This window comes from Myroides sp. NP-2, from assembly GCF_014145665.1.
Classification (GTDB): Bacteria; Bacteroidota; Bacteroidia; order Flavobacteriales; family Flavobacteriaceae; genus Flavobacterium.
This window is the reverse complement of sequence record NZ_JACHTD010000010.1, coordinates 66,070-83,344: the sequence shown is the minus strand read 5'-3', so window position 1 is coordinate 83,344 and position 17,275 is coordinate 66,070. Positions and strand designations below refer to the sequence as shown.

The 17,275-nt window shown below is 38.6% G+C and carries 21 protein-coding genes and 1 riboswitch; of the genes, 13 read left to right on the top strand and 8 right to left on the bottom strand.

From position 1 onward, the window contains the following. The 8 genes from H4K35_RS10945 to H4K35_RS10910 all read left to right on the top strand — a co-directional run bounded on the left by H4K35_RS10945 (position 1) and on the right by H4K35_RS10910 (position 7,486). Positions 1 to 1,281 (top strand): DUF4302 domain-containing protein, encoded by a 1,281-nt coding sequence (locus H4K35_RS10945; RefSeq protein WP_182627896.1) that lies wholly within the window; start codon positions 1 to 3, stop codon positions 1,279 to 1,281. A 61-nt stretch (positions 1,282 to 1,342) separates the two neighbouring features. Beyond that, the gene (locus H4K35_RS10940; RefSeq protein WP_182627893.1) at positions 1,343 to 1,822 is read left to right on the top strand and encodes a hypothetical protein; all 480 of its coding nucleotides are present in this window, start codon (positions 1,343 to 1,345) and stop codon (positions 1,820 to 1,822) included. A 94-nt stretch (positions 1,823 to 1,916) separates the two neighbouring features. Continuing rightward, the gene (locus tag H4K35_RS10935) at positions 1,917 to 2,540 is read left to right on the top strand and encodes a 4'-phosphopantetheinyl transferase superfamily protein (protein ID WP_182627891.1); all 624 of its coding nucleotides are present in this window, start codon (positions 1,917 to 1,919) and stop codon (positions 2,538 to 2,540) included. Between the two features lie 39 nt (positions 2,541 to 2,579). Then, complete coding sequence (locus H4K35_RS10930; protein WP_182627889.1) at positions 2,580 to 3,287, top strand: Bax inhibitor-1 family protein; 708 nt, start codon at positions 2,580 to 2,582, stop codon at positions 3,285 to 3,287. Between the two features lie 60 nt (positions 3,288 to 3,347). Next, positions 3,348 to 3,968, top strand: coding sequence for a nicotinamide riboside transporter PnuC (gene pnuC, locus H4K35_RS10925; RefSeq protein WP_182627887.1), 621 nt, complete (start codon positions 3,348 to 3,350; stop codon positions 3,966 to 3,968). After that, positions 3,965 to 4,363, top strand: coding sequence for an aminoacyl-tRNA hydrolase (locus tag H4K35_RS10920; protein ID WP_182627885.1), 399 nt, complete (start codon positions 3,965 to 3,967; stop codon positions 4,361 to 4,363). Before pnuC ends, H4K35_RS10920 begins: the two co-directional genes overlap by 4 nt. 70 nt (positions 4,364 to 4,433) lie before the next feature. Beyond that, positions 4,434 to 5,117 carry a glycosyltransferase family 32 protein gene (locus tag H4K35_RS10915; RefSeq protein ID WP_182627883.1) on the top strand — a complete coding sequence of 228 codons (684 nt, stop codon included), beginning with the start codon at positions 4,434 to 4,436 and terminating at the stop codon, positions 5,115 to 5,117. Positions 5,118 to 5,141: 24 nt separating this feature from the next. Then, a riboswitch (TPP riboswitch) is annotated at positions 5,142 to 5,231 on the top strand. Between the two features lie 74 nt (positions 5,232 to 5,305). Next, positions 5,306 to 7,486, top strand: coding sequence for a TonB-dependent receptor (locus H4K35_RS10910; RefSeq protein WP_182627881.1), 2,181 nt, complete (start codon positions 5,306 to 5,308; stop codon positions 7,484 to 7,486). 60 nt (positions 7,487 to 7,546) lie between these two features. On the opposite strand, the gene H4K35_RS10905 is transcribed toward H4K35_RS10910, so the two are convergent. Further along, complete coding sequence (locus H4K35_RS10905; RefSeq protein ID WP_182627879.1) at positions 7,547 to 8,017, bottom strand: hypothetical protein; 471 nt, start codon at positions 8,015 to 8,017, stop codon at positions 7,547 to 7,549. 155 nt (positions 8,018 to 8,172) lie between these two features. On the opposite strand from H4K35_RS10905, the gene greA reads away from it, so the two are divergent. Continuing rightward, positions 8,173 to 8,649 (top strand): transcription elongation factor GreA, encoded by a 477-nt coding sequence (gene greA / locus H4K35_RS10900; protein ID WP_182627877.1) that lies wholly within the window; start codon positions 8,173 to 8,175, stop codon positions 8,647 to 8,649. A gap of 18 nt (positions 8,650 to 8,667) precedes the next feature. Next, the gene (locus tag H4K35_RS10895) at positions 8,668 to 9,057 is read left to right on the top strand and encodes an HIT family protein (protein WP_182627875.1); all 390 of its coding nucleotides are present in this window, start codon (positions 8,668 to 8,670) and stop codon (positions 9,055 to 9,057) included. A gap of 92 nt (positions 9,058 to 9,149) precedes the next feature. Here the strand turns inward: H4K35_RS10895 and H4K35_RS10890 are convergent, their stop codons facing one another. Further along, positions 9,150 to 10,298 (bottom strand): HAMP domain-containing sensor histidine kinase, encoded by a 1,149-nt coding sequence (locus H4K35_RS10890; RefSeq protein ID WP_182627873.1) that lies wholly within the window; start codon positions 10,296 to 10,298, stop codon positions 9,150 to 9,152. A gap of 317 nt (positions 10,299 to 10,615) precedes the next feature. On the opposite strand from H4K35_RS10890, the gene H4K35_RS10885 reads away from it, so the two are divergent. Genes H4K35_RS10885 through aat form a run of 3 tightly spaced genes read left to right on the top strand, consistent with a single transcriptional unit; the run spans position 10,616 to position 12,689 of the window. Further along, the gene (locus tag H4K35_RS10885; protein WP_182627871.1) at positions 10,616 to 11,488 is read left to right on the top strand and encodes a flavin reductase family protein; all 873 of its coding nucleotides are present in this window, start codon (positions 10,616 to 10,618) and stop codon (positions 11,486 to 11,488) included. Between the two features lie 23 nt (positions 11,489 to 11,511). Further along, complete coding sequence (locus tag H4K35_RS10880; protein WP_182627870.1) at positions 11,512 to 12,003, top strand: DUF3127 domain-containing protein; 492 nt, start codon at positions 11,512 to 11,514, stop codon at positions 12,001 to 12,003. A gap of 41 nt (positions 12,004 to 12,044) precedes the next feature. Beyond that, positions 12,045 to 12,689 carry a leucyl/phenylalanyl-tRNA--protein transferase gene (aat, locus tag H4K35_RS10875; protein WP_182627868.1) on the top strand — a complete coding sequence of 215 codons (645 nt, stop codon included), beginning with the start codon at positions 12,045 to 12,047 and terminating at the stop codon, positions 12,687 to 12,689. Positions 12,690 to 12,703: 14 nt separating this feature from the next. Here aat and H4K35_RS10870 read toward each other — a convergent pair whose 3' ends face one another. The 6 genes from H4K35_RS10870 to H4K35_RS10845 are packed head-to-tail and all read right to left on the bottom strand — an operon-like array spanning position 12,704 to position 17,275. Beyond that, the gene (locus tag H4K35_RS10870) at positions 12,704 to 13,414 is read right to left on the bottom strand and encodes a HesA/MoeB/ThiF family protein (protein WP_182627866.1); all 711 of its coding nucleotides are present in this window, start codon (positions 13,412 to 13,414) and stop codon (positions 12,704 to 12,706) included. 2 nt (positions 13,415 to 13,416) lie between these two features. Then, positions 13,417 to 14,541: a 2-iminoacetate synthase ThiH gene (thiH, locus tag H4K35_RS10865; protein ID WP_182627864.1), complete on the bottom strand. Its 1,125-nt coding sequence runs from the start codon at positions 14,539 to 14,541 to the stop codon at positions 13,417 to 13,419. Positions 14,542 to 14,543: 2 nt separating this feature from the next. Further along, complete coding sequence (locus tag H4K35_RS10860; RefSeq protein ID WP_182627862.1) at positions 14,544 to 15,314, bottom strand: thiazole synthase; 771 nt, start codon at positions 15,312 to 15,314, stop codon at positions 14,544 to 14,546. Beyond that, positions 15,311 to 15,931 carry a thiamine phosphate synthase gene (thiE, locus tag H4K35_RS10855; protein WP_182627860.1) on the bottom strand — a complete coding sequence of 207 codons (621 nt, stop codon included), beginning with the start codon at positions 15,929 to 15,931 and terminating at the stop codon, positions 15,311 to 15,313. Before thiE ends, H4K35_RS10860 begins: the two co-directional genes overlap by 4 nt. Beyond that, complete coding sequence (locus H4K35_RS10850; RefSeq protein ID WP_182627859.1) at positions 15,924 to 16,676, bottom strand: hydroxymethylpyrimidine/phosphomethylpyrimidine kinase; 753 nt, start codon at positions 16,674 to 16,676, stop codon at positions 15,924 to 15,926. Before H4K35_RS10850 ends, thiE begins: the two co-directional genes overlap by 8 nt. Next, positions 16,643 to 17,275 (bottom strand): thiamine phosphate synthase, encoded by a 633-nt coding sequence (locus H4K35_RS10845; protein ID WP_182627857.1) that lies wholly within the window; start codon positions 17,273 to 17,275, stop codon positions 16,643 to 16,645. Before H4K35_RS10845 ends, H4K35_RS10850 begins: the two co-directional genes overlap by 34 nt.

Here is a 17,275-nt window from a genome sequence, read left to right as displayed (position 1 = left end):
ATGACGAAGAGAATATTTAGTATAGGAGCATTGGCTCTGATGATATCTGCCACAACGGTTTCATGTAATAATGACGATAGTGGCGTGTTTTCAAAAAATCCAATGGAACGTGAGAGTGAGCAACAAAAAGAGTTAAAAGATCTTTTAGTAAATGCAGAGCAAGGATGGAAATTTAATTATTTTCCTGAAGAATCTGGCTTAGGAGGTTTTACTTTCTTAATGAAGTTCAATGCAGAAGGAAAAGTAACGATGGTATCCGATTTCTCTGAAGAAGGATATACTGAAAATACAACAGATTACGAATTGCAGTTGAGAGGAACTACTAGTTTAGTTTTTGTTGACGAAACGTGGATTCACAAATTGTCTGATCCTATCAATTCTGCATTGCGTACAGCTAAAGGTTTTGAAGGTGAGTTTCAGTACAGATATTACGGCTTTGACGATAACTCTATTTTCTTTAGAGGAACTAGAGTGTTTGACAAAGAATTTAGTTTTGTCCGTGCTACTAAAGAAGATTGGGCTAACTTCGAAGAAAGAAAAACTGCAATGGAATTGATTAGCGATGAAGATGTCCCTCTTTTTAGAAGTATCGAAGTAGAAAAAAATGGTCAAATTGCAAAATATGACGCTACGTATTCAGGTATATTACGTTATTTAGAATTCTCTCAAGGAGCGTCACAAGAACTAATGCCTGGTAAAAATGGTATTGGTGTTGGATTTTCTAACGATGGATTACTTGTAGAGCCTGCTATTATTGTTGACGGGGAGAAATATCAAGATTTCCAATGGAATGAGTCTACGAAAGAGTTTATTTCATCGAATGGATCGGGAACTAGCGTGAAGATCAAAAATGTTGCTTATCCAGATGTTTGGTCGGATGTGTATAAAAGTTACATGTTCACAAATAGGACGGTAGAAACAACCTTTTTTAAAGAGGATCTTTTAAACACACCAAGTATTTCTCAAAAGGCAAGAAATATATTAACAGATGCTAATATTCAAGAAATTCACTTTACCTTTAGAAATGGTACTGTAAAGATTGAATATGATCGAAGATATTCTTACAATGCAAACCTTAGAGATACTGGAAAAAGTGGTTTAATAACTAGTGGTTCTTGGAGCAATGCTTCAACCGTTCCACAAGCAATTAAAGATTTACACGAATCTTTATTCGGATACGGTGATCTTCTTCTAAAAGAACAAAGATACAATATCAAGTATACTAACCAAATTGTTACGCTGTACTGCGGAGGAGTTGTGTTTGATACGTATAAACGATAATATTTATTATGTTTTAAGTAAAAGAGGGTTTTTCCCTCTTTTATTTTTTAAATTATGATGTATGAGATATATAGGGATATTGCTGTGCACGCTATTTCTTTTTAGTTGTTCTAAAAGCGATGACAACGGAAGTAAAACATACGATGAGCAGCTAGTAGGAAAGTGGAACTTGATTAAAGAAGAGCGATTCAATGCTTCTTCTCAGTTGATTGCTACGATTAGCCTTAAAGCAGCTGAGCATTGTGATTATGATCAATTAGATTTCTTGCCTTCAAATACGATAGATTATAATGCGTATTATTTAGAAGAAGGATCTGATGAATGTAAAAGTAGGTTTACAAAAAACGCCTATCGATGGACGATGTTGGATCATCGTAGACTCGCATTAGATAGTGGAGACGGCCGTGTAGACTTCGTTGTAACAACTGTTTCCGATGCTGAGTTGATCTTGACTCGACCGTTAACAGCAATGGAAAAGAATACGAATGAATCACTGAAAGACGTTTCTTTTATCAAAGTGTTTTATCAGAAAGCAAAATAAGTTAGAGTCGCATTGCGACTCTTTTTTTTATACCTTACATATTGTATTTTTGTAACCTAAAGCTGTCAGTTAAGCTGAACAGCCTTTTTTATTTATGGGAATAGTTAGAGAAATTGAGTTACCGGCTGGGGTATTGTACATTTGGCATATTACCGAATCACTAGAGGAGTTGTCGCATGATCTTCTGCTCAGTGATGCTAGCCAACAACGCCTTAGTGCAAAAAAATACGAGCAACATCAAAAGGCTTTTTTAGCCGTGCGCCAAATATTGAGGCAAAATGGAATATCAGATTGCGAACTGTCCTATGATGATAAGGGCAAACCTCGTTTGCGCTCAGGACTTCATATTTCGATTTCACATTCGTTTGATTACGCTTTAGTCGCTATTAGCCAAGAAAATATAGGGATTGATATTGAACTCAAACGCGAAAAAATTATTCGTCTAAAAGATAAATTTTGCAATCCAAGAGAATTAGCACAAGCCCCTGCAGATTTCCAACTACAAGTCGATTACTTTACGGAAGTTTGGTCTGTCAAAGAAGCGCTCTATAAAATGTGTAATTCTCGTAGTTTGAGCTTTGCTCAAGATATGTCTGTCTGCGTGTTTGAGAAACAAGCTGAAATCATTCAAGCTGATTTTTCTGTTGAATTTACCTATAAGACCTTTCGTATAGATGATTATGTCCTTGTTGTAAGTCAAGTAAAAAGAGTAAAATAATTGAGCGGTTTTTCGTAAATTGCGCTAAAAATATTTAATATGGAAGACAATCAACCTATTTATGTTGTTGCTCACGAATCGGATGCCGTTAAAGCACAGTTTTACCGCAGAACATATGGAAATTTAGCTTTAGGAGTACTAGCGTTTATCGTATTTGAAACCATTTTGTTGAATACGCCTTTTGTTGTTGAAGGAATGATCAAACTGTTGATGACAGGTAAATTCTCTTGGTTAATCATTTTAGGGGCATTTATGGGGGTTACGTGGTTCGCCCAAGGTCTAACCTATAAGTCAGCAAATAAGCCACAACAATACGCTGGTTTTATGTTGTACGTATTGGCAGAAGCCTTCTTGTTTGTTCCGATCCTTTATATAGCACTCAATATGACGGGAGATTCCTCTTTAATCGTACAAGCAGGAGTGTTAACTTTAGCCTTATTCCTCGGTCTTACTGGTGTTGTTTTTGGTTCAAACGCAAATTTCTCTTTCTTGCGCTCTATCCTTACCTTAGGGTTCTTTTTAGCCTTAGGTACCATCGTCGCTGGAATGCTCTTTGGTTTTGACCTCGGACTTTGGTTCTCTTTAGCTATGGTAGCTTTGGCTTCAGGATCCATTCTGTACTCAACATGGCAAATTAAAAATGAATATGCAGCTGATCAATATGTGCCTGCTGCCTTGAGCTTGTTTGCTTCATTAATGTTGTTGTTCTGGTATATCCTTAGAATTTTAATGAATAGAAATAGTTAATACTAACAACGTATATCTTAAAGCCATACCAATCGTATGGCTTTTTTTATAGCATAGAATATGATAGAATTTTTCTTTGGCGCCTATCGCGATACTAGTTGGCTAAATATCGTATTAGAAAGTATTGTTTTTATTTTTGGTATCTTAAGCGTTTGGTACGCAGGGAGAGAAAATATTTTAGTTTATCCAACAGGATTAGTTGCAACAATAATTACCGTCTATTTACTCTATTTAGCGGGTTACTTGGGTGATATGATCCTCAATGCTTATTACTCCTGTATGAGTATTTACGGATGGTATAATTGGTCTAAAATAAAGGGAGGTGAACAAGTTGTTAAAATTAGTCGAACCACAACCAAAGAAAAAGCCTTCGGCCTGGTTGTCTTCCTCTTTACTATTGTACTAGTATATGGCGTTTATACCCTTACTAATACCAATATAGGACCAGAAAATTACATCGATATTCTGACCTCTGGGATCTTCTTTTTAGGGATGTATTACATGGCATTAAAAAAGATTGAGAATTGGACCCTTTGGCTTATTGGAAATCTTATTTCCATTCCCCTATACGCATACCGCGGTTTAGGAATTTTAGCTATTCAGTTTATAGTCTTTACTGTATTAGTCGTGCAAGCCTATATCGCCTGGTATAAAATTTTAAAAAACGAAGAAAAAGAATGAATGTACAAGAATTAATCAAAGAGTTAAATTTTAAAGCCGTGCGCAGTGGTGGTGCAGGTGGACAACACGTAAATAAAGTGTCCTCTAAAGTCGTCTTGTTTTGGAACCTAGCGGAATCAAAAGTGTTCTCCGCAGACGAACAAAGTAGATTAGAGAAAAAATTGAGCAATTACCAATCTAAAGAGGGAGTGATTATCTTGAGTTGTGAAGAAACGCGTAGTCAAATCAAGAATAAGGAAATAGTCATTCAAAAGTTAGTAGCCCTAATAAAAGTGGCTTTAGTCCAACAAAAAATTCGCAAAGAAACAAAAGTTCCTAAAAGCGTTATCCGCAAAAATAAAGAGAATAAAATCAAACTAAGCCTAAAGAAAAATCTTAGAAAACGCATAATTTGAGTTTACTTAGTTTTAACATAACAATTTATTGATATAAATAATGTACTTTTGAAACAAAAGGTTTTATGTTATGAAAATTCCGAAAAAAGTGCATTTATGTTGGTTTGGCAATGGAAACTATCCTGAGGAAATGGTGAAGTGTTTAGCTTCCATACAAGAATTTGTTCCAGACTACGAGGTGTGTATTTGGACAGAAGACAATTTTGATGTTAATGCATATCGCTTTGCTAAGGAAGCGTATCAAGAAAAGAAATACGCCTTCGTTTCTGATGTGTGTCGCCTACATGTACTCTATGAACACGGAGGGATCTACCTAGACACAGATGTGGAAGTAGTGCAGAATTTTGACGCTTTCTTACACCATAAATTCTTTTGCGGATTCGAATCCGATCGCCTTTTGAGTACTGCAGTTTTGGGGAGTGTAAAAGGAAATCCCATTTTGCAAAATTTCTTGACGATGTATAAAACCAAGTCTTTTTACCGCAAACACCTCTACAAAAAATACCATACAACACCCAATACGATTACTATTACAGATGACTTTTTAGGTCGTGGACTCAAGTTAACTAATCAAAAACAACAGTTAGAAGGATGTGAAACAGTTGTTTATCCTCAAGCTTTTTTTAGTCCTAAAAATTGGATTACAGGAGAATATCACATTACAGCGGATACCGTAGCTATTCATCATTTCCTAGGCTCATGGAAACAAGGGAAAAATAGAAAAGATTGGATGAAGCGTTTATTTTTATTCTAAATAATACTGTCTATATTTGCAGTTCAAGTCTCAAAGGGGTGCCAATACTGGCTGAGATCATACCCGTAGAACCTGGGCAGGTAATGCTGCCAAGGGAAATAGTGCATATCAACTACATTGCACGGGAAAAGTGTAATTATTAATCAAACAATAATTGCCCCTTTTATTTGTGAAAATATTTTTTACGAATGAAAAAAATAACTGTAAACAGCTTGTTTGTTTTGGGATTGTGTTTAGGTGTAACTTACTCAAGTAAAGGACAAAATGCAATCACTCCAGATTCCATTCAGAAAACAGCATTAAACGAAATCGTTTTATCCGCTGTTCGCGTGGATGGAAAATCACCAATTGCCTATGAAAATATTTCGAAGAAGCAAATCGCTCAGCGAAATTTAGGACAAGATATTCCTGTCTTAATGGGTAATATGACCTCAGTAGTAACCACTACAGATGCGGGAAATGGTATTGGATATACCAGTTTTCGCGTACGCGGTTCTGACGGAACACGCGTCAATGTAACGCTAAATGGTATTCCATACAACGACGGTGAATCCCAAGGGTCTTTCTGGGTGAATATGCCCGACTTTGGCTCGTCTGTTCAAAATCTACAATTGCAACGCGGTGTTGGTACCTCTACAAATGGGGCTGGCGCTTTTGGCGCAAGCTTAAACCTAAAAACAGACGATTATTCTCAAGAAGCAACTGGTGAAATTGCCAATTCTTTTGGTAGTTATAATACCCGAAAATCAACGGTCAAATTCAGTACCGGATTAATCAACGACAAATTTGAAATCGCAGGACGACTTTCTGATATGCACTCTGATGGATACATTGATCGCGCTTCTTCGGATATGAATTCTTATTTCTTACAAGGGGTTTATGTCGGGAATACTTCATTAATCAAAGCCTTAGTATTTGGTGGAAAACAAAAAACCTATCAAGCATGGAACGGCGTTACTCAAGAGGAAATGGATCTGTATGGTAGACGCTATAACCCTGCTGGAAGATACAAGGACGACCAAGGAAATACTCATTTCTACAACAATGAAACAGATAATTACAAGCAAGATCATTATCAGTTGCATTGGAGTGAAAGATGGTCAGATCTGTGGAGTTCGAACGTTTCTCTACACTATACCAAAGGATATGGGTATTACGAAAATTACAAAAGAAAACAAGAGTTTGAAGAATATGGATTGGATCCAATTCTCGTCAATGGAGAAACGGTTAATAAAACTGATTTAATTCGACGAAAAGGATTGGACAACCACTTTTATGGGATGGTCTGGAATGCCAATTATACAACGGAAAACTTGAATGTAGTTTTGGGTGGAGGAGCAAATAAATACGAAGGAGATCACTTCGGTTCTATTTTGTGGGTCAAACAACCCGTTGCCTATGACTTTAAACAAGAATATTATCGCGATCACGCAGTGAAAACCGACGTAAATTTCTTCGCTAAAGCTACGTGGAAGCTCGACGAACAATGGAGTTTCTTCGGTGATATGCAATACAGACGCGTGACTTATGAAGCTAATGGACAAGAAACAGGATTAGTCAATGAGAAATTCAATTTCTTGAACCCAAAAGCAGGTATTACGTTTCAAGTAAATGAGGAGAATCAATTGTATTTCTCTTATGCAAGAGCCAATAAAGAGCCTAACCGAACGGATTACAAAGAACGCAAGTTGAATCAAATGCCTAAATCTGAAAAAATGGATGACTTTGAACTGGGATGGCGTTTTGCTAATTCTTATGCCTCTATTAACGTGAACGCATTTTATATGAAGTACAAAGATCAATTGGTGTTGACAGGACAATTGAACGATGTGGGGGCCGCTGTTCGCGAAAATATTGACAATAGTTATCGATTCGGAATTGAGGTTGATGCCAATGTAAAACTGTTGGAGAAATTCCATTGGAGCCCTAGTATTGCGCTAAGTTCAAATAAAAACAAAGACCTATACTACTTATGGGAAGGCGAAATGAAGTACTTTGGAACCCGAGATATCGCTTTTTCTCCTACTGTTGTCGCTTCAAATGCACTTACCTATTTGCCTGTCGACGGAATGAGTGTATCCCTACTCACTAAATTCGTAGGAGAGCAATATATGTCTAATATTGAAGCAAAAAACTCAAAATTAGATTCTTACTTTGTCAATGATTTGAGTGTGAACTATGAATTCCCTGTAAAAAAATGGTTTAGAAGTATTGGGGTATCCCTACTTGCAAATAATATTTTTGATGTGAAATACGTGTCAAATGGATATTATTGGTCAGACTATGATGGCGAACAAGCCATTGATGGAGCGGGGTATTATCCCCAAGCAACTTTTAATATCCTTGCTGGATTAACCTTGAAATTTTAAGGAAAGACAAATGCCCGAACCGCTTGAGATTCGGGCATTTGTCTTTGTTGTGTGAGCGGATTAATAGCGTACAATCACAACACCACCTTCTCTTGTTGTAGGATAAGATTTCATTGTGTATTCTAAGTTTTGGTCTACCGCTTTACCCCAAAATCCCAAAGCTATATTGTAATATACTTTTTCACCATGGTGTAAATGCGTCGCATTGCAGTAGAAATAAGTCGGACGCTTGGGATCTTGGATCAAAACAGAAGAACCATCGTGTTGAACTTCGTGATTTGGACAAGTCAATTCATAGCTATAGTACTCAGTTAACCCATCTCTAGAATATATCGCCACACCTGAAATTCCCGCTTGTGCAGAACGATCCACGTGAACACCCCCTGGGTGATTTAAGTTGTCTGCCAATACAAGGGGAATTCTCAAATTTACATTTTGATTCGGTAAATACGGATTCGAAGATCGATAGCTATCAGTAGAACAACCTAGAGCAAATAATAGCACAAAGGTTAGGAATAAAATTTTTTTCATCGCATAAAATATTTGTAAAACAAATTTAATTAATTAACTTTGACATGTAAACCTTACAAGATTAGATAATTTATTCAAATAAATAATAAAAATATTTTACGCACCAGAAAATCCCGTTTCATGGGATTTTTTCTATTTATATAAACCAGTTAATTATGAGTAAAATTTCGTATTACACTGCTGAGGGGCTGAAGAAGCTAAAGGATGAATTAGAGCAGTTAAAAAGTGTAGAGCGTCCAAAAGCATCGCAAGCAATTGCGGATGCAAGAGACAAAGGGGATTTATCGGAGAATGCGGAGTATGATGCTGCAAAAGAAGCACAGGGGTTACTGGAACTTAAAATTGCTAAAATGGAAGAGGTAGTTGCTAGTGCTAGAATTATTGACGAATCTCAATTGGATGAGTCTAAAGCATTAGTACTTTCTACAGTTAAAATTAAAAACCAATCTAATGGTATGATTTTAACTTATACATTAGTAGCGGAAAGTGAAGCTGATTTGAAAGCAGGAAAAATATCTGTAACGTCTCCTATTGGAAAAGGATTATTAGGGAAATCTGTTGGTGAAATAGCAGAGATCAAAGTACCTAATGGACAAATGAATTTCGAAATTCTTGAAATTACAAGAGATTAATTTTAAAACGATGCGATTATGAGTTCAATTTTTACTAAAATAATAAATGGCGAGCTTCCAGCTTATAAAATCGCTGAAAATGATCAGTTTTTAGCTTTTTTGGATATTAATCCCAATGCAAAAGGACATACGTTGTGTATTCCAAAACAAGAGATTAATAAAATTTTTGACATGGAAGAAGAACACTATCTAGCTTTGATGAAATTCTCAAGAAAGATAGCAAAAGCATTAGAACAAGCAGTTCCATGCCAAAGAATTGGAATGTCTGTTGTAGGATTAGAAGTGCCTCATGTTCACGTGCACCTAATTCCTTTACAAACAATGGATGATATTCGCTTTAGTAAAAAAGAAACGCTAAGTCCAGCGGAGTTTGAAGAAGTAGTGAAAAAAGTACAACAATACCTGTAAACACCAGTTTAAAGGAGAAATAAAAAAGCAACAGTAAACCCGTTTACTGTTGCTTTTTTTATACGTCCTACATTGTCGTTAATCATTCCTTGTTACAGCTGAACTTTTTTATAGGTTATACTAAACGTTGTTCCCTTTCCAAGTTCAGATTGATGAACTTTGATCTTCCCATTTTGATATTCTTCTACAATTCTACGCGAGAGTGAGAGACCCAAGCCCCAACCGCGTTTTTTAGAGGTATACCCGGGTTCGAATATCTTTTCAAATTTGTTCTTGGGAATTCCACTTCCCGTATCTGAAATGTACAACTGAAGAAATTGCCCCGTTTCTGTGATTAGAACGGATATTTTTCCTTTACCCTTTGTCGCATCTATGGCATTTTTGATTAAGTTTTCAATGGTCCAGCTGTGTAATTCTGGGTTGAGAGAAACTAATATACCGCAATCGGGTGCCGTAAACTCAAATGTAATTTGTTTAGATGAGCGCTGTTGAAAATACGCATAGGTCTTATGCGTCTCTGCAATGATATCAACAGGTGTTAATTGAGGTTTGGAACCGATCTTTGAAAAGCGGTCTGCAATTGTTTGTAATCGCTTGACATCCTTGTCAATTTCCTCAATGATTGACGGATTAATTTCCTCTAATTTCATGATCTCAATCCAACCCAATAAAGAGGACAATGGCGTGCCAATTTGATGAGCCGTTTCCTTAGCCATCCCTGTCCAAAGTCGATTTTGCGCCGCAATCTTATTGCTGCGATAAAAAATAATGATCAATACCGTAAAGAAAATGAAAATCAATATTAACGCCAATGGATAGTATTTTAATTTGAGTAACAAAGAGGAATTGCCGTAATACAAATACTGCTTTTTCTTTCCTACCTCTACCTCAATGGGGGTATTTTCATTTTTGAGTTTGCGCAAGAACAGCAAAGCCTCCTGTTCATCCTGTTGCACTTTTAGTGGTACATTGACCATCGCCAAGATACTATCGCGCTCATTCGTTTGAATGATGGGGATCGTCGTATTATTGGTAAGAATCAATAATGGAAGCTCTAAATTGGTGTCAGAAGGATTTGCCTCGTTCAGCGTATTGGATGCCGTTGCCCAAATTTCCATTTTGATGCGTTCTTCTTCTTTATACGTCTGAAAAAAAGAATACGTATTCCACAAAATAAGCAAGAGAACCACAAAAGCTGTAGCGATTAATACCCAACGAATAATTTCCCTTTTGATTGTCAAGATAATTGTTGATTTTGAAGGTTAAAGATAGAGAAATAAACGCGAATCTAGGTGGACATTAGGTGTTTTCCTCCATTTGTTTCCCCTTATTTCCCCTCTATTAAACGGGAAAACGGATCAATTGATATAGGGAATCGTTATTTTTTGCTGTGATATTAGTGAGGATTGCAGTCTTACCTACATAGCGGACACTTGAAGTATCGGAATCGCTTGCAAAGTTAAAAGAGCGCAATTAAAAGTGTGTTTGTCCACCGTGTTTTTTTGTGGTTCGATCTGCTTTTACTACCTTTACTCATCTACCAAAAAGAAGAAACAAAATGAAAACAATAAACCCAAAAGACATTTCAACTGTTGAATTACAAGGATACTTACAAGGATCCGTGGGACCACGACCTATCGCCTTAGCCAGTACAGTTGATGCTGATGGAAAACCAAACTTATCGCCTTTTAGCTTTTTCAATCTATTTAGTGCAAACCCACCAATTTTAGTTTTCTCCCCTTCGAGAAGAGTGCGTGACAATACGTGTAAACACACTTTGTTTAATGTACAAGCAACCATGCAAGTGGTTATTAATGTGGTAAACTACGATATGGTACAGCAAACATCACTGTCGAGTACAGAGTACAAAGATGGGATCAATGAGTTTGTAAAAGCTGGATTTACAATGATTGAGTCAGAGGAAGTTCGCCCATTCCGCGTCAAAGAAAGCCCTGTTCAATTTGAGTGTATCGTAAATGAAGTAATTGGGTTAGGAACAGAAGGAGGTGCAGGAAATTTGGTGATATGTGAAGTGGTTAAGATGCATATTGACGAAGCTGTGTTGAATGAAAAAGGAGGTATTGACCAACATAAAATCGACCTAGTTTCTCGCATGGGTGGAAATTGGTATAGCCGTGCAAATGCAGGTATGTTTGAAGTAGAAAAACCATTGACTACGTTGGGATTAGGTGTTGATGTGATCCCTCAAGAGGTTATTGACAGTGGTATTTTTTCAGGTAACGACTTGGGGATGTTAGGCAATGTTGAGCATCTTCCTACAGCGGAAGAAGTACAAGCCTTTTTAGATCAGAATCCGCAAGCACAACAAATCGTAGCATCGGGTGATTTGGAAAAGAAATTTAATCAAGCTAAAAAGTATTTAGAGGAAAATAATGTACCTTTGGCTTGGAAAATGATAGTAGCAAAGTAAACAATCAGGAAAAAAAAGATATAATGGAAATAATAGGAAGAATTAAAGTGATTGGGCAACCACAAGATATTAGCGCAAGCTTTAGAAAAAGAGAACTTGTAGTTACTACAGAAGAACAATATCCACAAGATATCCTAGTTGAGTTTATTCAAGATAAAGTAAACTTATTGGATAGTTTTCAAGTGGGAGAGCCAGTACGAGTGTCTATTAATTTAAGAGGTAGAGAATGGACTTCCCCTCAAGGAGAAGTGCGTTATTTCAACACTATTCAAGGGTGGAGAATTGACAGAAATCAGCCTGCACAAGCAATGGGACAACCAGCGCAAAACCAATACATGCAGCAACCGAATATGGGACAACCAGCTCAACAAGCTGGTGGTTTTAATCAAAACTACCAAGCAAATCAAGCAGCGCCAAATCAGTTTGCTCAACAAACACCTCAGGCGCCACAAACGCAACAATTTCCTCCTGCTCCGTCGTTCACGGAAGAGGATCACGATGATTTACCATTTTAATTAATATAGTCCCTAGTCGTTGAGATTAGGGATTTTTTTTTATGATAACAATTCTTGACCCAACTATTTTGCGTTTTCCGTCAGTGGAAAAAACGCATCCATCGGGTATTTTAGCTATTGGCGGAGCATTGACCTCCGATTGGCTTATCCATGCCTATCAACGGGGTGTATTTCCGTGGTTTGAAGATGGGGAACCCATTACCTGGTGGGCACCTGATCCGCGGATGGTCGTGATACCTTCTGCATTTAAACCCTCTAAAAGTATGCGAAATATCCTGAATAGAGGAATGTTTCAGGTCACTTTTAATACCAATTTTAGAGCTGTAATCCAGCATTGTCAAAGGGTAAAGAGACAGGGACAAAACGGTACGTGGATTACCGATGATATGCTCGAAGCCTATTGTGAACTACACCAAAAAGGGTGGGCAAAATCGGTAGAAGTTTGGCAAAATGGAAGCTTAGTCGGTGGACTATACGGCATTGATTTAGGTCGTGTTTTCTGTGGAGAAAGCATGTTTTCCTTAGTCTCCAACGCTAGTAAAGTGGCCTTTCATCACCTGATTCAAAAGTTAAAGGAAGAAAGCTATTACTTGTTGGATTGTCAAGTGTACAACCCTCATCTCGCCCTATTAGGAGCAAAGGAAATGCCTAGAACTGAATATATGGACTATCTCAATAAGAAGTAAAAGATCTTCGAGTGTTAAAAGGTCAACACTCGAAGATTCCAATTCAACGTGTCAATCAACAGCAATTGATTGTGTAGAGGTTGTGCATCTACAATCACTTTCAGGGTTTCTTGTGCCATCATGGTGCCGATGATTCCTGGAAATGTGCCCAGTACGCCGTTTAAACTGCAATTTGGTACATCTTTCGGATCTGGCATCTCAGGGAAAATGGCTCGTAAGTCTTTAGATTGCTTGTGATTAAAAACCGCTAGCTGCCCTTGGAAACCCAATATCGTACCGTAAATTAAGGGCTTGCCTAATTGTACACAAGCATCGTTAACCAAGTATCTAGTGGCAAAATTATCCGTCCCATCCACCACGTAATCATAGTGTTCTACTAGCTGTAGCACATTGGCCTCTGTAAGTTTTTGGCTATGTGAACGTATACAAATATGTGGGTTTAGCTGTGACAAGCGCTGGGCTGCAATTGTCGCCTTACATTGGCCAATATCCCCTTCTGTGAATACTATTTGACGGTGTAAATTGTGAATCTCTACGCGATCAAAATCAACAACCCCCAACTGTCCAACTCCAGATGCAGCTAAATAGGTGAGGATAGGCGAACCCAATCCTCCAGCTCCAATGACCAATACTCGAGCCTCTTTAATCTTTAGTTGCCCTTCAACGCCGACCGCTGTGATATTCATGGGTCGACTGTAACGCATAAAATCGTGTACTTCTAACATAATTATTGCAATAAATAGTTAGCAAAACTCGCGTGCCAATCAGTCCAAACGGGTTCGTATCCCTTGGATTGAATGAGACGATGAATTACTTCTGTTGAGCGATTGTCACAAATTTCAAATTGAGCTAGTGACTCTTGATCTACACTGTACCCCCCAGGATTAGTTTTGGAACCTGCACTCATCGAAGTGACTCCTAAACCAATGACGTGATTGCGGAAATGTTCACTCTCACGTGTTGAAATAGATAACTCAACATCTTCATTCCAAATGCGGTAGGCAAACATGAGTTGAAGTAAGTCAATGTCTTCCATAATGAAATTAGGCTCTACATTCCCCTCTGCTGGACGTAAACGCGGAAAGGAAATAGCGTATTTTGTCTTCCAATATTTCTTTTGTAAATAATCCAGGTGTAAAGCCGTAAAAAAACTATCTACCCTCCAATCTTCTAATCCCAACAATACGCCCAAACCTATTTTGTGTATTCCTGCTTGGCCAATGCGATCTGCAGTCTCTAAACGATAGCGGAAATTAGATTTTTTCCCCTTGGGATGATAGCGTTTGTACACTGCTTCATGATACGTCTCTTGATAAACCAAAACAGCATAGACGCCCAGTTGGGCTAATGCGATATAATCCTTTTCTTCCAATGGTTGTACCTCAATTGAGATGGTGGAGAAATGGGGGCGTATTTGTTTAATCGCATCTTCAAAATACGGCATATGCACCGTGTGGTTCGCTTCTCCTGTTACTAATAGAATATGGTCATAGCCTTGGCTCTTGAGTAACTGTATTTCTTGTTTAATTTCTGGAGGTGCAAGGGTTTTGCGTCTAATTTTATTGTCCATGCTAAACCCGCAATAGGTACAGATATTGTGGCATTCATTGCTCAAATACATAGGGGTATAAAGTTGAATGGTTTTGCCAAAACGCTTATGAGTCAACTGTTGACTCAATTGCGCCATTTCTTCCAAAAAAGGTCGAGCAGCAGGAGATATAAGGTGGATAAAATCGCGAATGTCTCGTTTGGACTTGGCTAAACTACGGGCAACATCACTCGGGGTAGTGGCTTCAATTTGCTGACGCACCTCTTCCCATACATAGTCTTTGTATATTTCGTAAAAGCTCATGATTATTCGTACAAAAATGAGGTTAATGGACTAGATGCATGCGCGTGATGCTGTACGATACCTAATCTAGCTTCATACGCCATACGACCTGCAATAACTGCTTGTTGAAAGGCTTTTGCCATCTGTACAGGGTCTCCTGCAACGGCAATGGCAGTGTTAACTAATACTGCATCAGCACCAAGTTCCATCGCTTTTGCTGCATCAGAAGGCGCACCAATACCAGCATCTACAATCACGGGCACTCGACTGCTTTCAATGATAATTTCTAAAAAATCTTGTGTTCGCAATCCCTTGTTGGTTCCAATGGGGGCACCTAGTGGCATAACAGCAGTTGTGCCTGCCTCTTCTAATCGCTTACACAATACAGGATCCGCATGAATGTATGGCAAAACAAAAAAACCTTGTTTAGCTAAGGCTTCCGTTGCAAGTAAGGTTTCAATAGGATCGGGAAGTAAATACTTCGGATCGGGGTGTATTTCTACTTTTACCCAATTTGTCCCTAGCGCTTCACGAGCTAATTGGGCGGCGAGAACAGCCTCTTTCGCAGTTCTCGCTCCCGATGTATTAGGAAGTAAACGCAAATGAGGATGGTTAAGGTGAGCAAGGAGTTGATCGTTCTCTTGGGCTAAGTCCAATCGCTTTAAGGCAAGTGTAACGAATTCTGTGCCACTGGCTAAAGTAGCCGCTTCCATTATTGCTGGTGAACCGTATTTGCCCGTTCCTAAAAATAAGCGGGAGTGAAAGCTGTAGTCGCCTAGTTGTAAGTCTGTCATAAAAAGTAAGCTTTTAGTTGTTGTGTAATTTGTTGAGGTTGTTTATTTTGATGGAATAAACTCGAAACAGCAATTCCCGATAACCCTAGGTTTTGCAAAGGAGAAATATCTTGCAGGGTGATACCACCTATGGCTACAATTGGTGTCTTCTTCTCCTGCTCTGTCAATGCAGAAAGGATGACGCGATATCCCTCATACCCCAACAAAGGACTTAAATTTTGCTTGGCTGAAGTATAGCGCAATGGACCTAAGCCTATGTAAGAGCATCCAGCCAATATATGCTGTTGGACATCCTGCAAGGTATTGGCCGTACCGCCAATAATCTTATTAGGCATGATCATTCGCGCTTCTGCTATGGATTGATCTTCTAAGCCCAAGTGAACGCCATCAGCATCAATAGCACGCGCTAAATCGGAATGGTCGTTGATAATTAAAGTAGCTTGGTATTTTTCGCATAGGTATTTGACCTGTTCCGCAGTGCTCCAACGAATAGAAGAAAGCGTATTCTTAAAGCGAAATTGAATCCATTTTTGACCAGCGTCTAAAACAGATTCGATGTGATACAATTGTTCTTGTGGGGTATCACCTTGACTGATATATTGAATGGGATTAAACATGATATGCAAGTAAAGTTGAAGTGGATCCTATTGTTTTTTCGATGTATTGTTTGGCTTTTGCAATAGCCGAAAATAAAGGGTAGTCCAGGGCGACGTAGCTGGCAATTGCCGACGATAATATGCACCCTGTCCCGTGTTTGGTCGTGTTATAGATCTTTTGAGGATAAAAGACGTGGTGGGCTGTGGCGGTAAACAATTGATCCTGCCCCTTTAAATGGGGGTGATGTCCACCTTTTAAAAGAACAGCACAAGCAGTACTCAAGTATTTGGCCTTTGCTATTGGGGGAGCTGTGCCCGTTACTAATAGGTCTATTTCCGGGTAATTGGGGGTGATTAAATCGATTTGTTCTAAAATCGCCCACAGCATGTTCTCTTCTATGGGTGATGTCAAGTCAAAGTGGGTACTCGAGCGCAATACGGGGTCCCATACAACAAATGCAGTTGGAGCATAGCGCTGAATCAACTCGAGATAAGTCAAGAGCTCTTCCCCAGATTGGACAATTCCAATTTTGATCACCCTTGGGGAATAACGCTGCAGGAGAACCTCCAATTGTTGGCGTACAGTGTCGCCTTCTTCCCAATGAAGAGCCGTGAAGCTATCTTCCGTTTGAATCGTATTGGCCGTGAGAATGCCAATGCCGTATACTTGATTTGCTTCAAATGTTTTGCAATCGGCTAGTAAACCCGCACCTGCACAGGGATCAAATCCCGCTATCGAAAAAGCAATTGGTCTTGTCGGTAACATAAATCAAATTGTTTAAGGGGATCATCGGCTTGCCAAATCGAACCGAGTATCGCAAAGTCATTAAAACCCATCGCGCGGACGGCAGAAAGTCGGGTAGGGGTTACACCACCCAAAGCAACAGTATGAATCCACGGAAAGGACCATTGTTGTATTTCTTGCTGCCAATTCACTGTGGGGTGATAGCTCTTTTTTGATATACTCGAAAACACCGGACTCAAAAACACGCGTCTATGCTGTGTTGATAACTTTTGGTATTCGCTAGAGTTATGAACACTTGTTGATAAATAGGGCAGTTGATTACCTAACTTATTAACAAATGAACAATTTATTGTTGATAAGTGGGTATAATCAGCCTTTATTGTGTTGATAAGTTGAGTGTATTGTTTAAAAACTTCCACTTTATTGTTCATAACAAGGGTAGGAATGTGAATAACTAGTCGTTGTCTATGTTGATAACTTATCTTTTCCACCCATTTTTGCACGTTTTCAAACGTCCATTTTGGCTTGCGTAGGTGCAAAAGAGGTAAGCCCCTCGCCAGCATTTCATTGGCGAGGCTTATCTCTTTGGGATGTATATCGGGGGGAGTAATGACAACCAT